16 protein-coding genes are annotated in these 17,741 nt (G+C 58.1%); 10 read left to right on the forward strand and 6 right to left on the reverse strand.

Features of this window, described 5'->3' with window-relative positions:
• Positions 1 to 25 precede the first annotated feature (25 nt).
• Both G7068_RS09775 and G7068_RS09780 read right to left on the reverse strand, forming a co-directional pair.
• Positions 26 to 1,420 carry an ABC transporter permease gene (locus G7068_RS09775; protein WP_166291584.1) on the reverse strand — a complete coding sequence of 465 codons (1,395 nt, stop codon included), beginning with the start codon at positions 1,418 to 1,420 and terminating at the stop codon, positions 26 to 28.
• A complete protein-coding gene (locus tag G7068_RS09780; protein WP_205881269.1) occupies positions 1,417 to 2,166 on the reverse strand; it encodes an ABC transporter ATP-binding protein in 750 nt (249 codons plus the stop codon). Before G7068_RS09780 ends, G7068_RS09775 begins: the two co-directional genes overlap by 4 nt.
• A 113-nt stretch (positions 2,167 to 2,279) precedes the next feature.
• Between G7068_RS09780 and G7068_RS09785 the strand changes: the two genes are divergently transcribed.
• From G7068_RS09785 to G7068_RS09810, 6 genes are all read left to right on the forward strand, one after another.
• A complete protein-coding gene (locus G7068_RS09785; RefSeq protein ID WP_166291586.1) occupies positions 2,280 to 3,542 on the forward strand; it encodes a sensor histidine kinase in 1,263 nt (420 codons plus the stop codon).
• A 5-nt stretch (positions 3,543 to 3,547) separates the two neighbouring features.
• Positions 3,548 to 4,243, forward strand: coding sequence for a response regulator transcription factor (locus G7068_RS09790; protein ID WP_166293102.1), 696 nt, complete (start codon positions 3,548 to 3,550; stop codon positions 4,241 to 4,243).
• 33 nt (positions 4,244 to 4,276) lie between these two features.
• Positions 4,277 to 4,453 carry a hypothetical protein gene (locus G7068_RS09795; protein ID WP_166291588.1) on the forward strand — a complete coding sequence of 59 codons (177 nt, stop codon included), beginning with the start codon at positions 4,277 to 4,279 and terminating at the stop codon, positions 4,451 to 4,453.
• 9 nt (positions 4,454 to 4,462) lie between these two features.
• A complete protein-coding gene (locus tag G7068_RS09800) occupies positions 4,463 to 4,699 on the forward strand; it encodes a hypothetical protein (protein WP_166291590.1) in 237 nt (78 codons plus the stop codon).
• A 733-nt stretch (positions 4,700 to 5,432) separates the two neighbouring features.
• Positions 5,433 to 6,161, forward strand: a complete 729-nt coding sequence (locus G7068_RS09805) for a hypothetical protein (RefSeq protein WP_166291592.1) — start codon at positions 5,433 to 5,435, stop codon at positions 6,159 to 6,161.
• Positions 6,128 to 9,814, forward strand: a complete 3,687-nt coding sequence (locus tag G7068_RS09810) for an ORC-CDC6 family AAA ATPase (RefSeq protein ID WP_166291594.1) — start codon at positions 6,128 to 6,130, stop codon at positions 9,812 to 9,814. The genes G7068_RS09805 and G7068_RS09810 overlap by 34 nt, the downstream gene beginning before the upstream one ends.
• A gap of 57 nt (positions 9,815 to 9,871) precedes the next feature.
• Here the strand turns inward: G7068_RS09810 and G7068_RS09815 are convergent, their stop codons facing one another.
• Positions 9,872 to 10,624, reverse strand: coding sequence for a sulfite exporter TauE/SafE family protein (locus G7068_RS09815; RefSeq protein WP_244304428.1), 753 nt, complete (start codon positions 10,622 to 10,624; stop codon positions 9,872 to 9,874).
• A 222-nt stretch (positions 10,625 to 10,846) separates the two neighbouring features.
• Here G7068_RS09815 and G7068_RS09820 point away from each other — a divergent pair, with 222 nt between their 5' ends.
• Positions 10,847 to 12,280, forward strand: coding sequence for a sugar porter family MFS transporter (locus G7068_RS09820; protein ID WP_166291596.1), 1,434 nt, complete (start codon positions 10,847 to 10,849; stop codon positions 12,278 to 12,280).
• 147 nt (positions 12,281 to 12,427) lie between these two features.
• Here the strand turns inward: G7068_RS09820 and G7068_RS09825 are convergent, their stop codons facing one another.
• Positions 12,428 to 13,027, reverse strand: coding sequence for a TetR family transcriptional regulator (locus G7068_RS09825; RefSeq protein ID WP_166291599.1), 600 nt, complete (start codon positions 13,025 to 13,027; stop codon positions 12,428 to 12,430).
• A 105-nt stretch (positions 13,028 to 13,132) separates the two neighbouring features.
• Here G7068_RS09825 and G7068_RS09830 point away from each other — a divergent pair, with 105 nt between their 5' ends.
• On the forward strand, positions 13,133 to 13,534 hold the full coding sequence (locus G7068_RS09830) for a nuclear transport factor 2 family protein (RefSeq protein ID WP_166291601.1): 402 nt from the start codon (positions 13,133 to 13,135) through the stop codon (positions 13,532 to 13,534).
• Between the two features lie 100 nt (positions 13,535 to 13,634).
• Here the strand turns inward: G7068_RS09830 and G7068_RS09835 are convergent, their stop codons facing one another.
• Positions 13,635 to 14,630 carry a sugar phosphate isomerase/epimerase family protein gene (locus G7068_RS09835; RefSeq protein WP_166291604.1) on the reverse strand — a complete coding sequence of 332 codons (996 nt, stop codon included), beginning with the start codon at positions 14,628 to 14,630 and terminating at the stop codon, positions 13,635 to 13,637.
• 31 nt (positions 14,631 to 14,661) lie between these two features.
• Positions 14,662 to 15,852 (reverse strand): Gfo/Idh/MocA family protein, encoded by a 1,191-nt coding sequence (locus tag G7068_RS09840; protein ID WP_166291606.1) that lies wholly within the window; start codon positions 15,850 to 15,852, stop codon positions 14,662 to 14,664.
• Positions 15,853 to 16,524: 672 nt separating this feature from the next.
• Between G7068_RS09840 and G7068_RS16495 the strand changes: the two genes are divergently transcribed.
• Both G7068_RS16495 and G7068_RS09845 read left to right on the forward strand, forming a co-directional pair.
• A complete protein-coding gene (locus G7068_RS16495) occupies positions 16,525 to 16,806 on the forward strand; it encodes a LacI family DNA-binding transcriptional regulator (RefSeq protein ID WP_244304430.1) in 282 nt (93 codons plus the stop codon).
• Positions 16,719 to 17,729: a LacI family DNA-binding transcriptional regulator gene (locus tag G7068_RS09845; RefSeq protein ID WP_244304432.1), complete on the forward strand. Its 1,011-nt coding sequence runs from the start codon at positions 16,719 to 16,721 to the stop codon at positions 17,727 to 17,729. The genes G7068_RS16495 and G7068_RS09845 overlap by 88 nt, the downstream gene beginning before the upstream one ends.
• Positions 17,730 to 17,741 lie beyond the last annotated feature (12 nt).

Consider the following 17,741-nt stretch of genomic DNA (forward strand, 5'->3'; position numbering starts at 1 on the left):
CATTTCATTCCTTCTCGGATTGAACTCAAGCCGGGGTGAGAGCGGATCTCAGATCCTTATGGCTGGCTGAATAGGCGGGCAATGCGACGACAAGGAGCATGGCTACATAGGCGACTGGAAGGAGTAACGCGAACTGGGTGAGGTCCAAGCTGGGAGCAAATGGTCCGCCGCTGAGTACGTAGGTGACGCTCTGGGTGAGCACCGTTACGATGGTTGCGATGAGAGCCACGATTCCAGCAGTAACGACATAGATAAGAGCCTCAAGCGCGACTTGTGCACGCAGGGTGCCCGGTCGGGCTCCAGCTGTTCTTGTGAGGGCGAGTTCCCGTTGACGATCCCGTCCGGTCATGAACAGGTTTGTGACGCTGCCGACGCCAGTGATTACGGCCACAGGGGTCAGCACAACATAAGTGTCCAGTGTGTTGAGCGGTTCGCTTATGCCGGTGATGTTTAGTGCAGTTTGCCATGTCGCGATGGATCCAAAAATGACACCAAAGAGTGTGAACCCGACGGTCAGCGGGACGATGGTGGTTGAAGACAGTGCAAAACGATGGAACGCCGATTGGCGGGCAAGGTACCATGCTGGTCGGGTCGGCGGAACGATGGACGTCCAAAGACGCATGATCGCGGGGATCATCAGAGGTGCTGCGAACCCGAACGTGGCTGCCAATGTGATGCCGAGGGTGATTGAGTTGCTTGCTCCGGCAGCGAAGGCTTCACCCGGTGATGAAACGTAGAATACCGACGCGATTGCACCGATCAGGATCATGAAAACCATCGAGACGGCAAGTCCGAACCCAATCCACCGAACCACGCCCATTTTCTTTGATGCCTGAGGTTCGTCGCGTACTGCTGCTACGGCCGGAGTCTTGGCTGCGATGCGAGCTGGACGGAACGAAGCAAGCCAGCAGACGACGAGTGTGCAAGCGAGTGTGAACAACAAGACAACACCATCCGCAACGGCAGTGATGTGAGTATCCGTACGGGTGGACATTCTGGTGAGAGTATCCGTGGCCGGTTGGACAAGTGGCAGGGCGAGAAAATACCCAAGGAAAGTACCCACGAACGATACGGCAAGGACCTGAAGCGTGATGGCGGCTCGCACTTGGCGGGGGCGAGCGCCGGCCAGTCGCAGAGTGGCGATCTGGTATCTCTGTGCACGAATGGTGACGGCGGTGTTTGAGCCGAGCACGATGACAACTGAGAGCGCAATGACAACATAGAGCATGTATGACGACGCACGGACCTCATCTAAGGAGCGACCGAGGGTTGCTAGCGTGGATTCCGCTTGAGGAGTGCCGAGTGACCACCAATATGTCACCACGAGTGTTAGGAGTAGCGCAGTGCTACCAACGACAATGACTGGACCGATCCAGAGTCGCCAGTCAGCGCGAAGAGTTGTGAAGGCTACACGAATCATTTGCCATTCCTCGCTTCGGGTTCGCTCACCAAAGCGAGCAGTTGCTCTGCTGAAGGGCGCATCAGCGAGTGGGTGATTAGGCCATCGCGCATGACGAAAACGGTGTCTGCTCTGCAAGCGGCTTCCAGATCGTGAGTGACCATGACAACGGTGTGACCAAGGTCTGCATAGCTGCGCAACTGGTCGAGCACGGTTCGTGCATTCGTCGAGTCGAGGGCTCCAGTAGGTTCGTCAGCGAACACAATACGCGGCTGTGCATACAGGACTCGTGCCAACGCAACCCGCTGCTGCTGTCCGTTCGAGAGACTTGATATTTCGGACAGGCCCTTTTCAGCGAGGCCTAAAGATACAAGAATCGAGTCGGCTCGTGCAAGATCAGCGCGACGGCCAGCGAGACGATCAGAGATGACGATATTCTCGCGAGCTTTGAGTGACGGGACCAGATTGAAGGACTGAAACACGAAGCCCATTGCTTCGCGGTAAAGGGTGGCCTTCCGCTCATCGTTCATGGAGGTGATGTCCTCACCCTCGATACGCACTTCCCCTGCAGTCGGTCGTTCAAGCCCGGAGAGGGCGTACAAGAGAGTTGATTTTCCGCACCCACTTGGACCGACGATTGCCGCCATCTGGCCTGACGCGATGGTGAGGGAGATCCCGCGTAGCGCCTGCACCTCAGGTATGCCATTACGCCCCCCGAACGTTTTGACGAGAGACTCTGATTGCACCGTTGCAAATTTGGAATTCATGCTTGTCATTCAACCACCGTAGGGACAAACTGGCACTATGGAAAAGTAGTTGGCAAGGTATTGAAAACCATACCTTTCGGTGGGCGGGCTGAAATGGATCATAAGGTGGTTGCATGACCAGAATGAGCCTCGCGAGCGCAATTAGGCTGACCCCCTGGCGATTCCTTCTTTCTCGATGGCCGTACAGTGCCGCCCTTTATGTTGGTGTGTGCATCCTCCTCGCCCCGATAAGTGTTGCTGCCGTATCAACGGTCTTTTTGATCCCTCTGTGGGGTGCGGTGTTGGCTCATATTGACCGACGAACAGTGACACTTCTGGGCCGTGAGCGCATACAAGAGGCGAGAGTGCGGGCGCCATTTGAGCGTTTCGGTGATCGAGTGCGAGCGCAGCTTGCGGAGCCGATAACGTGGCGTGAGAGTGGTTATGAGTTGATCCATCTCGTCATTGCAATCGCAGCGTTTGGCCTCTTGAGTCTTGCATGGACGTTTTTCGCGACAGGGGGTCTGGTCCCAGTCATTTTGTTCGTCAATGCTGTGAATGACGCGCCTTCGCCACTCGGTGAGGTGACTAGTGGCAGTCTGGTTTGGGCTATTCCACTCGCTTTGCTCAGTTTGCTACTGGTGCTGTATGCCACGTCAGGCATTGCGTTGGGGCTTAGCTCCATTGCTGCCAAGATGCTCTCCCCGCGGCCTGAAGCTTTGCAGCGTCAAGTCGCGCAACTCGCGCGCAGCAATGCGCTCATTCAAGATGAGTTCGATACTCGTCTGCGTGATCTTGAAAGGCAGATCCACGATGGTGCACAGATACGTCTTTCCACTGCTGCGCTCCACTTAGGGCTTCTCGAACACCGGCTTCAGAGTGCGCGGGGAACGCAGGATGACGCCGACGAGTGCCTGGCGATCCTTGAAACCGTGCGCTCGGAGAACGAGATGTCGATGGATGCGCTCCGCGACTCAATGAAAAGCCTCCGCCCACGTACGTTGCAGGAGAGTGGGTTGGTCTCAGCAATTCGCGAAGTGTCCCGGACCCTTCCGATGAGCATTCGGGTTGAAGGAGCTGAGGGGCTGCGGCTCCCTGTCGGAGCCGAGTACTCGCTACTGCAAATAGCGAAAGAAGCGCTCAATAATATCGCCAAGCATGCCAACGCTAGCGAGGTCGACATTGAATTTTCAGTGACCGCGAGCCAGAGTGAACTCGTGATCAGTGACAACGGTAAAGGCGGTGCCAATCCCTTCGTGGGTACAGGAATTATCGGAATGCAAGAACGAGCTCAACTTCTCGACGGCTCTTTCAGCCTCTCCAGTCCTCCAGGAGGGCCAACTAGGCTCACAGTACGTGTTCCTAGCTCTGCAGCAAATGACTCGAAGGGTCCGTGACATCAATGAGGATCATACTGGCCGAGGACGACGTCCTCTTTCGGGAAGGGCTTTGTGCGCTGCTGCCCCAGTTCGGACACGAGGTTTTGGAAGCCGTCTCTGATCGGCCAAGTTTGGAGTGCTCGATTGAGAGGTGGATGAATTCTGATGGCAAGGTCGATCTTGTTATTACTGACGTGCGCATGCCGCCGACTCACACGGATGACGGACTGGCCGCAGCTCTTAAAATACGCGCGTCGTACTCGGAACTCCCGATCCTCGTTCTCTCTCAGTTCATCGGCGATGCATACGCTATCCGGTTGCTGACAGACTCTGAGCAGGTGGAGCAGGGAGGAACTGGCTACTTGCTGAAAGACCGTATCGGGCGTATTGATGAATTCCTGCGGTCGGCGCAAGTCGTCGCGGATGGAGGTGTCGTTATCGACCCCAAGGTTGTTCGCGCAATGCTGAAGGAGCAGCGAGCGAGCGAGCTGACCGCTCTGACTTCTCGGGAACGTGACGTTATTGAGTTACTTGCTTCGGGACGAACGAACGAACAGATAGCGAGCGAGCTATTTGTCACTCCGACGGCCGTGGTGAAGCACATTGGAAACATCTTCACCAAGCTCGGACTTCAGCCTGCCGACGGAAACCGTCGAGTGCTGGCGGTTCTGCGTTACCTTGAGGGGAATCAGGATCGAAATTCGGCAGAAGTCCTTTGAGGCTTTGTCGAGATTAGGCTGCAGGGAGTGTTCATGGCTACTGCTTCGATTGAGGGCGAAGCGCTCATCTTTGACGCAGCAGCACTCTTTGCGCGGCCGATGATTGATCCGATCGTGCTAGGTTATGATCATTCTTGGTCGGACGTCAGGAAAGGCGCACAGCTCTCGCTGACGGTGCTCTGGCGGAGCGTGTACCCAAACCCTGAGTAGTCAGCGGAGGTGCTCGAACACCTCGCCATGAAGGGCAGGGGTGCGCTCGTTGAGACGCGGATCATCATCGGTGTACTCCGCACGAGCGACGAGAAGCTTGACGGTTCGCTCGACGACTCCGGTTACAACGTGCCTCTGCTCGAGAATCTCGTCGAGGGTTTTGTGCCGCTCACTTGTCGGTGGTGCTTGTACGGGAGAGTGTCACTTCGGCTCTCGCACCCAACCTACAAACGGCGGTGTATCTGATCGCTCAGGAACTCCTTACTAATGCGCTGCGTTATGCTGTGCGTCACTCCAGAGGTACTGCGTATCGACAGTTGTTTGGTTGCCGTGACCCAATAGATATTGAAGGATAAGTACCTTGTGTCAATTTGCAGAATTGGGAAATATGGGCCCTTAGTACCTATGCCTGTTGGTTGGCACTTCGATGTCTGCCAGCTTGATTCGAAGCTAAGGGAAGTAATGGTGCCAATTTTTCCCGATACGATGTGCACATGAATACGCATTTGGCGTCGATTCCCCAATGGTGCATAGAAGCAATCGATAAGCTCTCTGCTTCGCAATCCCCACCCATTGAAATGATTGCTTCGCTTGCAATGCGATTAGCTACTTCCGGCGTAGTTCTAGAGAAAGATGTTTGTGCTACCGATGTTGCTTCGACCGGCGGGCCCGCAAGTCTAACGACATTTCTTCCACCCTAATTCTTGCTGCATGGGGCATTCCCGTTCCCAAAATCGGAGTACCCGGCCGACCTGCGGGAGTTCTAGATACACTCGGAGTTCTTCCGGGCTACCGAACGGAGCTTTCTCGCCGAGAGTTCGAACATGCGGTCAAAAAATCGAACTTTGGAAACACGCGATCAACTGGTGAGTTTGCCCCAGAGGACAGCCTGCTTTTTGATGCCCGTCAAATTCGGGGAGCTCAGGCTGTCCCAGGTTTGGTTGTCGCCAGTCTTCTAGCAAAGAAGGTAGCGGCTGGTTTGACCCGCGTTGTCTTTGACATCCGTACCTTTCCGGGTGGAAATTTCGGGTCCGATGCGCTGAGGGCCTCGCAAAATTCTCAACTACTTATTGACACTGCAAAGTACCTGGATATTGAAATAACGTGTGTGATCAGTGGCGAAGACTTTCCTGCGCAACCATTCATCGGACGACGGGAGGCACTTCAAGGGCTCCTTGCATTTGTGAACGACGAGCCAAAGACTTTGTTGGCTCCCCACGTTGCGCACTGTCTTCAACTAGCAAATGTGGCTAGCGGGGGCAGGCTCGACAGGGTACCGACAAGTGGCAGCTTGAGGGGAACCTTAGATTTGCATCTTAAGGCGCAAGGGGCGAAAGGCCTGTCGACGCTTGAAACGTATCTCAAGCACACGCAACTCACACATTCGTTTGCGGTGGTGCATGCGTCTGCAGGCGGGGTAGTTCGATGGGATTTGATTGCAATCCGAACAGTTCTGCTTTCTTATCAGAACAGAAGTGCTGTCTCCGTTGGGTTTTCGGATGATTGTGGGATTGAACTGTTGGCAATGAGTGGCACTCTGGTCGCTGAAGGAGAACCCTTGGCAGTTGTAAGAAGTAGAAACTCTAGTTTTCTCCAAGATGAGTGTCAAGGTATCTCGCAGAGCTACAGGCTAGTGGCTGAAGAACAATCGATCGAGTCGAAAGGAGGTGCTGCATGGAATACATCTGTTTCTTCCACCCGCGCCTGAAGGGTTTCTCTCCTGAGGAACTTTGCAAGGAATGCGGGAGGCGTTTTGATTTTCCGAGCCAGAATCCTCCGAAGACTATTCATGGACTAATCGTAGAAAGTGAACTTGGTCGAGGGTTCTATGCGGTTTCGTATCGTGTCAGAAACCCACGTACCGGAGTTGCCACGGTGATGAAGGTCACTCCCAAAGGTGTCTACGAGCCACCGGATCCAAATTGCGAAGCGCGAGGTGGCTACGGTGAGCGTCGCGATTTCGAGAACGAGTCAAAAACCCACGTCGCTCTACAAGAGATCTCTGAGATTGCTCACATTATTGAGTGGGGTGGAGATACTGAAGAGTTTGGTGGTGTACCGCTCGAGGTCTTCTGGACCCAGATGGAGCTAGTACGAGGTGAGACCATCGATCATTACTACTCTAAAGGTGACATTTTGTCGCCAAGAACGATTGCCCAGGTAGCAGAGGATCTTTTAACTCTTAGTGAAAAGCTCGAACTTAAGGGAATTTATCATAATGATCTGCACGGTGGCAACGCGGCAATTGTCGAATTGGCTCCGGAGAATCAAAGGCGAAGAGCTATTGACCCGTCGATAGCCGTGAAGGTATTTGATATAGGTAGCGCGGCAAAGACGGATGGGGCCGACTTTGCCCCCAAACGATTTAGCGACCTCGAACAAATCTCTAGCCAAATTCATCGTCTTTTAGATAGGTTTGATGACTCAGTTTCCTCATCGGAGATTGTCCCCAGCGATGTGAGACTTTCAGCGCAATTGCGTAAAGTGGCGCAAACCTATGCCCAGGTTGATTGGAAATCACGCCGTTCAACGGCTTCAGATATGCTCCATGAGGTTAGACGAGCTTACACGCTCTCCGTAAACCCCGAACAGTATCGGCCTATTGAGTTTCAGTCAGTCCAGGACCACTATAACGCGCAGACTCTGCCACCTGCATATGCCAAAACGTTGATCCATGACCCTGACGGGCTTTGGACGAAGGCAATGACTTCTGCTGGACCACAGCTGGTTGTAGGAATGCGCGGATGTGGTAAAACGATGTTGCTTCGTTCTCTTGAATGGTCTGCACATGCTGTTCTCAACCGGGGTGAGAACCAGAATGATGCGAGAGTAAGACTTGAAGAGCAGAGTTATCTTGGCCTGTTCGTCTCCTGCGCCTATTTACTCCGTGCTCCACGTGAACAGGTCGGACGAGGTGCGCTGCAGAGGCTTTACCTTGCATACGCACGTGAAGCGGTCAGGGCGGCACTTACCTGTGAGGTGCACAATCTAGGTGAAATCCAACCCGAAGCCATGGACAGATTATGTGAGTTGATTAAGGCGACGGTCCCGACTTTCGAGCTTAAGGGTGATGCTGCTTCTTTCCATCAAGTTGAGTTGGAACTAAGCAAAGCCATACAAAGAGATGTGCCCGATCACGTCCGACGTGCATTCGTGCCATTGGAGGCGTTCACTGAACTTGCGAAGGGCATTCGCTCGTTGGTTGATATTTGGGAAAGTAAAACCGTGCTTTTCCTTCTTGATGATGTAAGTAAGAGATTTGTGAGTGAAGAAGATCTTACAGACCTGCTTACGCAATTTTGCTTGAAAAGCGAGACTTTTGGGTTCAAGATCAGTACTGAAACGCAGACGCAGGTTTTGCATTCACCAAGTGGAGAACGGGCGCTAGAAGGTCGCGACTATCAGGTGTTTGATCTTGGTGAAAGAGTGCTCCAGGCGCTGTCTGGAAGAAAAGGCAGCCGATTCTTAGCGGAAATATTAGATCGTCGTCAAAGGCTGGTGGGCGGAGAGCTCTCGATATCCGCAAAAGCCAAGTTGGGCGACCAGAGTCTTCGTGCTCTTGCTGAGGCAATTCGGACTTCAGGGCCTGAGGATTCTCCGGGTAGAAAGAGTTATTACCATGGGCTTTCGGCTCTGGCTGCAGTCTGTGTGGGCGACATAGGTGATGTCCTTCAGATCTTCCACAAGATGACCACAGATGTTTCTCCGACTGAAAAAGTTAGCCCGAAGCATCAGCATCGCGTATTTGTTGACGAAGGTCGTCTGCGATTACTTTCCCTAGTGAAGCTTGAAGTTGATGATGCCTGGTACTTCAATCACAGTGTCGCGTTTGCTAGCGCAAGTTATCAGGAGTTGGTGCAGCGGGAAAGAATCCGCCAATATGCTGACATCTTTATTGAAATTGATAGCAGTGATAAATCGGCCTTCCAGAGACTTATGGCTTTGGTGGACAAGGGTGTTTACATAATCATCGGGTTTAGGCAGCGTTCTAAGACGATTGAGGGTGACCCCATCTATCAGTTTGCCCTGAGATTTCGAAAACTATTTGGGCTATATCATGGCATGCCGCTCAGTAATCGCGACCGGTTCGAGCTCAACGGGGAAGACGTTCCGAAGTGGCTTAAAGAACCTACTTCAGAGATCTTGACGTCTTTGGGCGGTTCCAGTGACAGTGGGGCCTACGGTTGGTTGCCGCAGATTCTGGATGACGAAGAGGAGTTACTAGACGTTCAGCCCGGTCAGTCAATTTTCGAACTTGAAGCGGCCCCCGCCCCGACCTTGTTTGATGATAAGAGTTTCGCTGAAGATAAAGGAGACGAGGCTAAGTCTGGCGCACCGCGCACGGCCAATAATGTCGCAATTGATGAACTGCCCATCGGGCCGGACACGCTCAACTGGGCGAGCGCAACTCTCGTAGCTGCTGTTGGATTTGAAGACAGGGCGTCTGAGTCGCTTGAGATGCTTGCTAAGCAAGGAGTGACGAGTGTCGGATCGTTGGTGCTGGCGAGGTATGCAGAGGCTGGAAATGCTGTCGATATTGAGACCGCTTGCTCTAAACTCTCGTCGCGCATCCAGCACTTTGATGTGGATACCGCTCGGGATCCTTCCAAGATGGTGGAAGAACTTGTCGAGTCGTTTCCGGAAGGTCCAGTAATTGTCGATGTCTCCGGGTTAACCAAGCCACTAATTTATTGCTTCACGAATACGGTTCTTAGGTCCCGGCATCGGCTCTTTATTGTGCACAGTGCGGCAAAAATGTATTTCCCTGCACCGGAAGAACTCAGCCCAATGCTTAAGCTACTTGACTCAGGAAAGTTCCCAGAGGGATTAAGGGGCCTCGATGCGATTACGCCTGGGGAGGGCACTTCGTTTCAGTCTGTGACAATTGGGGAGCCGTGGATTGATGCATCGCTTCGCTCACTCTTAATTGCATTCGTAACTCTGAAGTATCGCCGACTTGATGCGATCCTTGGAGGTATCTCGGCGGATAAAATTATTGGGGTGCGGACGACTCACTCGACAGCGCCGAAAGGAGCAGAAAGTCGTGCGATCGGCATGATTAGTGACTATCTGGTTTCAGGGCAAAACGGTGTTTTGAGGTCTGCAGGTGCGATGGATGCCAAAGTTACCTATGACTTGCTCATGGAATACTATGATGAATATGTTCTTGATGATGCATATAGAATTGATGTTGCTTTGACTGGGACGAAAATGCAGACTGTTGGAGTCGGCGCTTTTTCGGCAGTAGGCAAAATCGCGAGTGTGCTTTATTCGGCTCCTGCGAATCGTGACACCACTCGATTTACGAAGGGCATCGGGCGGACCCGTCTATTTGAGTTGACGGTTAAACGGAGTCGTTGAGGCAGGCCGGTTGTCCTGTGCTTTGGTGATTTGTTTTTGGAGCTGGCGTCTCATCTCCTAAACCAACAACCACCCCGCACCCAACACGGTAACCACCAAAACCCCAACCTCAAACACCCGCTGCGGCACTCGCGAAGCGACCCACCGCCCAAAGAACGCTCCCGCAATCACCCCGGGAATCAAAACCAGATCAAGCACCAAACTCTCCCAAGTCACCAGCCCGAGCCCCACCGAAAGAGGCAGCTTAGCCACGTTCACCATGGCGAAGAACCACGCCGCGGTGCCCAGAAACTCCTTGACGGGAAAGCGCGCGGCCAGAAAGTACATGGACATGACGGGTCCACCCGCATTGGCCACCATCGTCGTGAATCCGCCCAGCGATCCATACCCCACACTGGCCAAGCGGCTGCCAGCCACAGATCCAGAGCCCTGCGAGATCCACCGCCTCCAAACGGTCACAGCAACGACCAGCAGCAGGATTACCCCGATCACCCGTCGCACCGACGAGTCATCGGCCAGAGCCAAAAACAGCACACCGAGCAAAAGCCCACCCACAACAGCAGGAGCCAGCCGCAGCAGAGCAGCCCAGTTAGCGTGCCGACGATACGTCCACACGGCAAAGATGTCGCCGACAATCAGCAGCACCAGCAGCACGCCGGTCGACTGCTTCGCGGGCATCAGCGCCGCAAAGATCGCAATAGAAACCGTATTGACCCCGGGCAGCGCGGTCTTCGAGAAGCCCACAATAAGCGCGGCCACACCAAGCAGAACCCAGGCGTAGACAGGCAGTTCGGGCAAAAGGAGACTCACCTGCCCAGCATAGGCCCGGATTCATGTTGCATTGTGTAGACAAACCAAAAATTACTCCGAATACAAACCCCAAAAATACGAGACCAAACACCCACCGCCCGTCAATTTGTCCTTTTGATAGGACATTGTTAGGCTCGCGAACAGCGCCTCCGCGCAACACCGCTCGGGGCTCGTAAAATGACGACGCGGTAGTTGCATTCGCCGTGTCAGGCAGGGGAAACCATGGCCGTACATTTAGATCAGGGCGTTTCGAAGCTCCCTCCGCTCACGGACGGATCGCACCGCCGCAGACTCGGCGTTGTCGCTCTGATCGCCACGTTCGGCGGTCTCCTCTTCGGTTACGACACCGGCGTCATCAATGGCGCACTCCGCCCCATGGCGGCAGAACTCGGGCTCACCCCCTTCACCGAGGGCGTCGTAGCGAGCTCTCTCATCTTCGCGGCAGCGATCGGCGCCATCTTCAGCGGCCGACTCTCTGACGCCTGGGGCCGCCGCAAAACCATCATCTTGCTGGCGGTCCTCTTTTTCGCCGGCACGGTCTTTGTAGTTGTCGCACCCGGCCTCGACATCTTGGTCATCGGTCGCATCCTGCTCGGCCTCGCGGTCGGCGGCGCCTCGACGGTCGTCCCGGTCTTCCTCGCCGAGCTCGCTCCCTACGAGATCCGCGGATCCCTCTCCGGTCGCAACGAACTCATGATCGTCGTCGGCCAGCTCGCCGCTTTCGTCATCAACGCGTTCATCGGCAACGTCTTCGGCCACATCGAGGGTGTCTGGCGCATCATGTTCGCGATCTGCGCGCTGCCCGCGATTGCCCTCTTCTTCGGTATGTTGCGCATGCCCGAATCACCACGTTGGCTTGTGGATCACGGTCGCAACGAAGAAGCGCTCGTTGTACTCAAGTCGGTGCGCTCCGAGGATCGCGCTGTTGCGGAACTAGGCGACCTGACGGCTCTCGCGAGCGCCGAGAAGGAGCACCGCTCCATCAGTTGGCGCGCCATCTTCACGAACAAAAACCTGCTCAAGATCCTGCTCATCGGCATTGGGGTCGGCATCGCCCAGCAGCTCACCGGCATCAACTCGATCATGTACTTCGGTCAGACCGTGCTCATCGAGTCGGGCTTCGACGAGAGTGCGGCCCTCATCGCGAACATCGCCCCGGGCATCATCGCCGTGGTTGGCGCCCTGATCGCCCTCTCGATGATGGACCGCTTCGACCGCCGCAAAACCTTCATCCTGGGCTTCTCGCTCACCACGGTCAGCCACCTGCTCATCGGTCTCGCGTCGATGCTGCTGCCTGTCGGCAACCCGCTTCGCCCATACATCATCCTGCTGCTCGTGGTGATCTTCGTGGGATCCATGCAGACCTTCCTCAACGTCGCAGTCTGGGTGTACCTCTCCGAGATCTTCCCGCTGCACATGCGCGGCTTCGGCATGGGCGTTTCGGTCTTCATGCTCTGGATCGCGAACGGCTTCCTGTCGCTCTACTTCCTCTCGCTGGTCGACGCGGTCGGGATCACCGGAACCTTCTTCCTCTTCGCTGCTGTTGGTGCACTCGCGCTCTTCTTCGTCTGGCGCTGCGTGCCCGAGACTCGCGGCCGCACGCTCGAGGCCCTCGAAGAAGACGTCACCACTGGCGCGATCTACCTGAAGAAGTAGGTTCGGGATCCGGGCCTTCCTCGGCTCGGCCTCTCGCCGCAAAAACACCAAAACCGCACGGGCACCTACATTCGCAAGAAGTAGGTGCCCGTGCGGTTTTCGGTGCCGTACTGGAGTGTGGTTCGGGATCCGCGGGCGATCCCGAACCTACGCCGTCTCAGCCTCACCGACCAGCCGGCGAACCAACTGGATGAGGGCGGCGCGACGGTCCTTATCGGTGCCGCCCGGGGCCCCCGCCATGATCATGCGGACGAGCTGCGGCGATGTGAACCACCAGGTTGTGATCGCCATGACGGCGGAGAAAACGTACGGGGCCGACGGCTCGGCGGCCACGGCACCGCTCTTCTGGGCCGCTGACACCGCGGCGACCTTATCCGCGTAGTGCGCCGCGCGCTCGCTCTCCGCGACGATCCCCTCGTCAAGATTCTGCAGCGCCTCCCACGACATGAGCCTGAGCAGGCGGGGGTGTTCGAGGTGGTAGTCGTACACTCGACCGGCGTAGTCGCCCAGATCCATCGCTTGCTCTGCGGTGAGCGGGATGGCGCTGGCGAGTTTGGCGAGCTCCGCCTCAAGAACGGCGACGAAGAGCTTCTGTTTGCTGCCGAAGTACTGGTAGATCCGCTCCTTGTTCACTCCGGCCGCTGCCGCGACACGATCGATCCGTGCTCCCTCGGGTCCGTGTGCCGCGTACTCCTCGACGGCTGCATCGAGTAGGAGTTGCCGAGTGCGTTCCGTGTCCCACGCCATGCTGACCTCTTTCACAATCTCCAACTGAGCAGTTGCAAATTATTCTATCCCGCCCTAGACTCCAACTGTTCAGTTGGATAATGAAAACGAATAGGACAGGTCATCATGACTAATACCCGCGAAACGGTAGACACCTTCTTTGCGCACTTTGGCTCGGGAAATCTCGAGGGCGTCGTTGCCGCATTCGCCGACAACGTCGACTTTTTGGTCGCAGGTGCTCCCAACGTGCCTTGGACCGGTGCCCGCAATACTCGTGACGAGGTGGCGGATTTCTTCACGCTTCTCATGCAGGGTGGATTGACCGAGCCGGAAGAGTTCGTTGTTGAGGCCACGATCGTGGATGGTGATCAGGCCGTTGTGACAGGGCACTCGCGCTTCCGTGTTGTTGCCACCGGCAAGAGCTTCGAGAACCCGTTTGCGATTCACTTCACCGTGCGCGACGGGCAGCTGACCCGGTACTACATGCACGAAGACAGCTACGCGATCAGCGAGGCATTTGCTGCCTGATTGGGGGGGGGGGCTTGGCCCGCGCGGTGCGAGGCTCAGGATCCGGGCCGGCAGAATCCCGCAGCGCGCGAGCCCGAATCACACAGCCGCGAGCCCGAACCTACAGCGCCGCGTTCGCCTCGCGCAGCACCTTTGAAGCGACCTCAAGGCCCTCGATGCGGCCGAGCGAGACGTCCTCGTGTTCAATGTTGACCCACATGTTGGGGTCGACGTCACGCAGGGCCCGCAAGAATTCAGTCCAGAACGCGGTGTCGTGGCCTTTGCCGAGCGCGACGAAGTCCCAGGCCGACGGCTTTGGCCACTCGTTGGCCCACTCGTCGCCGCCGAGGTTGGTGCGGGGCTCGTCGGCGGGGATCCTGCGGAAGCTGTTGTCGAGCACCCCGTTGAGCGCCGCGGTTTCCGTGTTGACACGCACGTCTTTTGCGGCGGCGTGGAACACGAGTTCGCCGAGGTGTCGTACGACCGCCACCGGATCCATCTGCTGCCAGAACAGGTGCGAAGCGTCGAGTTCGACTCCGACGTGGGTCGCGCCTGTTAGTTCGATCAGCTTGTGCACGTCGGCCGAGTTGAAGACGAGGTTCTGAGGGTGGAGTTCGAGCGCGACCTTGACGCCGTGGTCGGCGGCGAAGCGGTCGATCTCACGCCAGAACTTCGCCGCGATATCCCACTGGTAGTCGAGCACATCGAGTGCCGCCGAGTTCCAGGCGTTGACGACCCAGTTGACGGTGGTCGCTCCGGGTTCTCCACCGGGCAACCCCGACATGGTGACCACCCGATCCTGACCCAGCCGCTGCGCCAGCTGGATCGACCGCCGCACATCGCTCGCGTGTGCGTCGCCGATCAGTGGCTTCGGGTGCAGCGGGTTTCCGTTGCAGTTGAGCCCGGCGATCCCGACCCCGGTGCCCTCGAAAAGTCCGAGGAACTCATCACGGGCGGTGTCGGAACTGAGGATCTCGCCGTACGTTGGAATGTGTGTTGACGGCAGGAAGCCGCCCGAGTTGAGCTCGATGCCGGTCAGGCCGAGGCTTTTGACGACCTGGATTGCTGCGGGCAGGTCACGGTCGTGCAGGATTGCGTTGTAGACGCCAAGTTTCATGGTGAAGCTTTCTTATAGCAGTGAGTTGGGGCTACCGAACCGCGACCGTCGCGCCGCCGAGGGCCGCGGACTCGGCCACCGCCGCGAGAAACTCCATGTTGTGCACGCCGTCAGCGAAGCTGCGGCAGCGCGGCAGGGATTCCGCGGCGGGAATCCCGGCAACCTCCTCGAGAAAAGCGCGGGCCTGGTGCACAAACAGGTCATTCTGGCCAATACCAATGCCCGGCGCATCCATCGCCCAGCCGCCCGCGTAGTGCGGGTGCGCGGGTCCGAGTGGCACGGTGCGGTATCCGGCGAGGTCAGCTTGCTCGTCGTGCAGCATCACCTCGACGACCGCCGGGTTGGTCTGCGACCAGCGCGCGGCGCCCTTGGATCCGAAGACCTCAAGGTACAGATCGTTCGGGTGCCCGGCTGCGACGCGCGACACCTCGAGGGTGCCGACGCAGCGCTCGAAGCTCGCGTTGAAGGTTGCGTAGTCGTCGTTGGTGACCGGTGCGGTCTCGTCGCTGACGTTGCCGCGAGTGTGGCCGACCACCTGGCCGAGGGGTTTCGGCCTTTCAGTGATTGACGTGTGGAACCGCCCGCCAGACACTTCGCGCACCGGCCCGCACAGGTACTCGGCAATGTAGCTGAGGTGGCTGCCGACGTCGCCGAGCGCGCCGGACCCCGCGGGCCCCTGGTAGCGCCAGCTGATCGGTGCGTCGGGCTGGCAGCCGTAGTCGGTCCAGTAGCGGCCCGAGAAATGCAGCACCTCGCCGAGGCGGCCGTCGTCGATCAGCTGGCGGATGAGCGCGATGCCGGGGGAGCGCAGATAGCTGAATCCGATGCGCGCGACGATGCCGTTTGCGACGGCGGTTTCGGCTGCGGTGGCCATCGCGCGGGCATCCTCGATGGTGTCGCTGAGTGGCTTCTCGCAGAGCACGTGTTTGCCGGCGGCGAGCAGTCCCTCGACGATCTCGCGGTGCAGCGAGTTCGCGACGACGACACTCACCACGTCGATGTCGTCGGCGGCCGCGATCTCACGCCAGTCGCTGACGTGACGTTCGAAGCCGAAGCGGCGCGCGGTCTCCTCGCCGAGCGGGGCGTAGACATCGCCGATTGCAACGAGCCGGATCTCGGGGAGCGTGGGCGAGTAGACGGTTGAGGCGGCGCGGTACGCGGCGGCGTGCGCCTTACCCGCCATGCCTGCGCCGATGACGGCGACACCGATTGATGCGTTCACGGGGTTCCTTTCGAGGGCTTCATTGCGGTGGGGATCGAGGCGCCGCTGTGTTACGGTGACAGTATTGGAGCGCTCCAATAAGGATCACCGTAACCCCTTCACCTTTGTCCTGTCAATATGCATGGGGCCACTGAGGAGGGTTATCGCGATGCGAGGTCGTGGGATGCGGTGTGCCTGCCTGGTCCCAGTCGCCGAGCCCGCGTTTCAAGCTCGAGCCTGCGTTTCAAGCTCGAGCCTGCGTTTCAGGCTCGAGCCTGCGGTTCTGGGGTGCAGGCTCGGGGCTGGAGTGCGGGTTCGGCACTGGGATGCAGGTTCGGCACTGGGATGCGGGTTCGAGGCTGGGATGCGAGTTCGGGGCTGAGATGCGGGTTTGAGGTTGTGGGATGCAGGGTCGGAGTCGTGGTGCGGGGTTCGGGCTCGGTGCTGGGGCGCTAGGTCCCGGAGTCCCGTCCCCTCGGACCTCCGGACCCCCGGCCCTCTGGCCCCCTGGCCCCGGAAAGCCACCACCAACAACGACGAGCGCCCACCTTAACAACGAAAGGCCACCTTAATCGCAGGTCATTAAGCGGGCCTTTCGTTGGTAACGGGTGCTCTGGTGAGTTGCAACGCAGAGACAGTGACCCGCAATACGATGAGACAGAGCGCGACACCCGCCAAGCAGAAAGGCGCAGCATGAAACGACCCACCATCTACGACGTCGCCGAGCGCGCCGGCGTCTCGAAGTCGCTCGTGTCGCTTGTGCTGCGTGATTCCCCAAGGTCAGCCCCGAAAAGCGCGAGGCGGTTCTCGCCGCGGTCGCCGAACTCAACTACACCCCGAGCCGCCTCGCCGCGGGCCTCGCGGCAACCCGCACCCGCAGTGTCGGAGTGGTCATCGACGACTTCGACAACCTCTGGTTCGTTGAGGCGCTCGCGGGCCTGCGTGCCGCGCTCGCCGCAACGGGCACATCGCTGAGCGTGGCCGACACCCGGTTGAACGCGCACCTCGGGCTCGACCCCGTTGAGGTCTTCCGCTCGCAGCGCGTCGACGGCATTGTGTTGGCCGGTGAAGCCTCGGCCGAGGCCGCAGCCCGCAGCGGGGTACCGACGGTCGTGCTCGGCACGCGGGCGCTCGCGGATTCGGGTGGAGCTCAGGATCACGCGCGCGATCCCAAACCCGTGGCGCTGAGCGCGGGGGATGGCGGGTCCAACTCGCCAGTCGAGGCCTATGGCTTGGACGCTGAGGCCGACGGACCCGCAGTTTTGACCAAATCTCTGGCCAATGAGGATCACGCTCGCGATCCCGAATCAGGCACCCCGGCTGAATCCTCGCACGGTGAGGGAACCGCGCCGCACTTGCCCCCGGTCTTTGCGAGCGACGAAGCCGCGGGAGGCCGCCTGGCCGTGCAGCACCTAGTCGGCCTCGGACACCGCGAGATTCTCTGCGTCACCGGACCGGGAGCGAGCGCCGCCGAGCGCGAGCGCGGATACCGCGAGGCCATGTCCGAGTTCGGCCTCGAGTCACGAGTGTTGCGTGCCGAGGCAACGAGCGAAGCGGCCGCCCGGGTCGCAGTGGCGGGGCTGTTTGGTTCGGGATCGGCGCCGAGCGCAGTGTTTGCGGTCAATGATCCGATGGCCGTCGGCGTAATCGGAGCGGCGCGTGCGGCCGGGGTCGTGTGCCCGGCGGATCTCTCTGTGGTGGGCTACGACGACTCGCCCCTGGCCGCCTACGAACTCGTGTCGTTGACCACAATCAGCGGCGATTCGCGTGAACTGGGTGAGGCCGCGGGTAGAGCGTTGGTCGCCATGATCGAAGGCGCGGATCCCCCGCGATCCCGCAGCTTTGCGCCCCGATTGGTCGAGCGCGCCTCAACGGCGGCGGTCCCCGGGATCGGATAGCCCAGACCCCAT

The organism is Leucobacter viscericola, assembly GCF_011299575.1.
In the GTDB taxonomy this organism is placed as follows: domain Bacteria; phylum Actinomycetota; class Actinomycetes; order Actinomycetales; family Microbacteriaceae; genus Leucobacter; species Leucobacter viscericola.

What these genes read in the sequence shown, in the direction of transcription:
- G7068_RS09775 (WP_166291584.1), bottom strand. Translation starts at nt 1,420, where the DNA reads ATGATTCGTGTAGCCTTCACAACTCTTCGCGCTGACTGGCGACTCTGG.
- G7068_RS09790 (WP_166293102.1), top strand. Translation starts at nt 3,548, where the DNA reads ATGAGGATCATACTGGCCGAGGACGACGTCCTCTTTCGGGAAGGGCTT.
- G7068_RS09830 (WP_166291601.1), top strand. Translation starts at nt 13,133, where the DNA reads ATGACTAATACCCGCGAAACGGTAGACACCTTCTTTGCGCACTTTGGC.
- G7068_RS09795 (WP_166291588.1), top strand. Translation starts at nt 4,277, where the DNA reads ATGGCTACTGCTTCGATTGAGGGCGAAGCGCTCATCTTTGACGCAGCA.
- G7068_RS09820 (WP_166291596.1), top strand. Translation starts at nt 10,847, where the DNA reads ATGGCCGTACATTTAGATCAGGGCGTTTCGAAGCTCCCTCCGCTCACG.
- G7068_RS09780 (WP_205881269.1), bottom strand. Translation starts at nt 2,166, where the DNA reads ATGAATTCCAAATTTGCAACGGTGCAATCAGAGTCTCTCGTCAAAACG.
- G7068_RS09835 (WP_166291604.1), bottom strand. Translation starts at nt 14,630, where the DNA reads ATGAAACTTGGCGTCTACAACGCAATCCTGCACGACCGTGACCTGCCC.
- G7068_RS09825 (WP_166291599.1), bottom strand. Translation starts at nt 13,027, where the DNA reads ATGGCGTGGGACACGGAACGCACTCGGCAACTCCTACTCGATGCAGCC.
- G7068_RS16495 (WP_244304430.1), top strand. Translation starts at nt 16,525, where the DNA reads ATGAAACGACCCACCATCTACGACGTCGCCGAGCGCGCCGGCGTCTCG.
- G7068_RS09810 (WP_166291594.1), top strand. Translation starts at nt 6,128, where the DNA reads ATGGAATACATCTGTTTCTTCCACCCGCGCCTGAAGGGTTTCTCTCCT.
- G7068_RS09785 (WP_166291586.1), top strand. Translation starts at nt 2,280, where the DNA reads ATGACCAGAATGAGCCTCGCGAGCGCAATTAGGCTGACCCCCTGGCGA.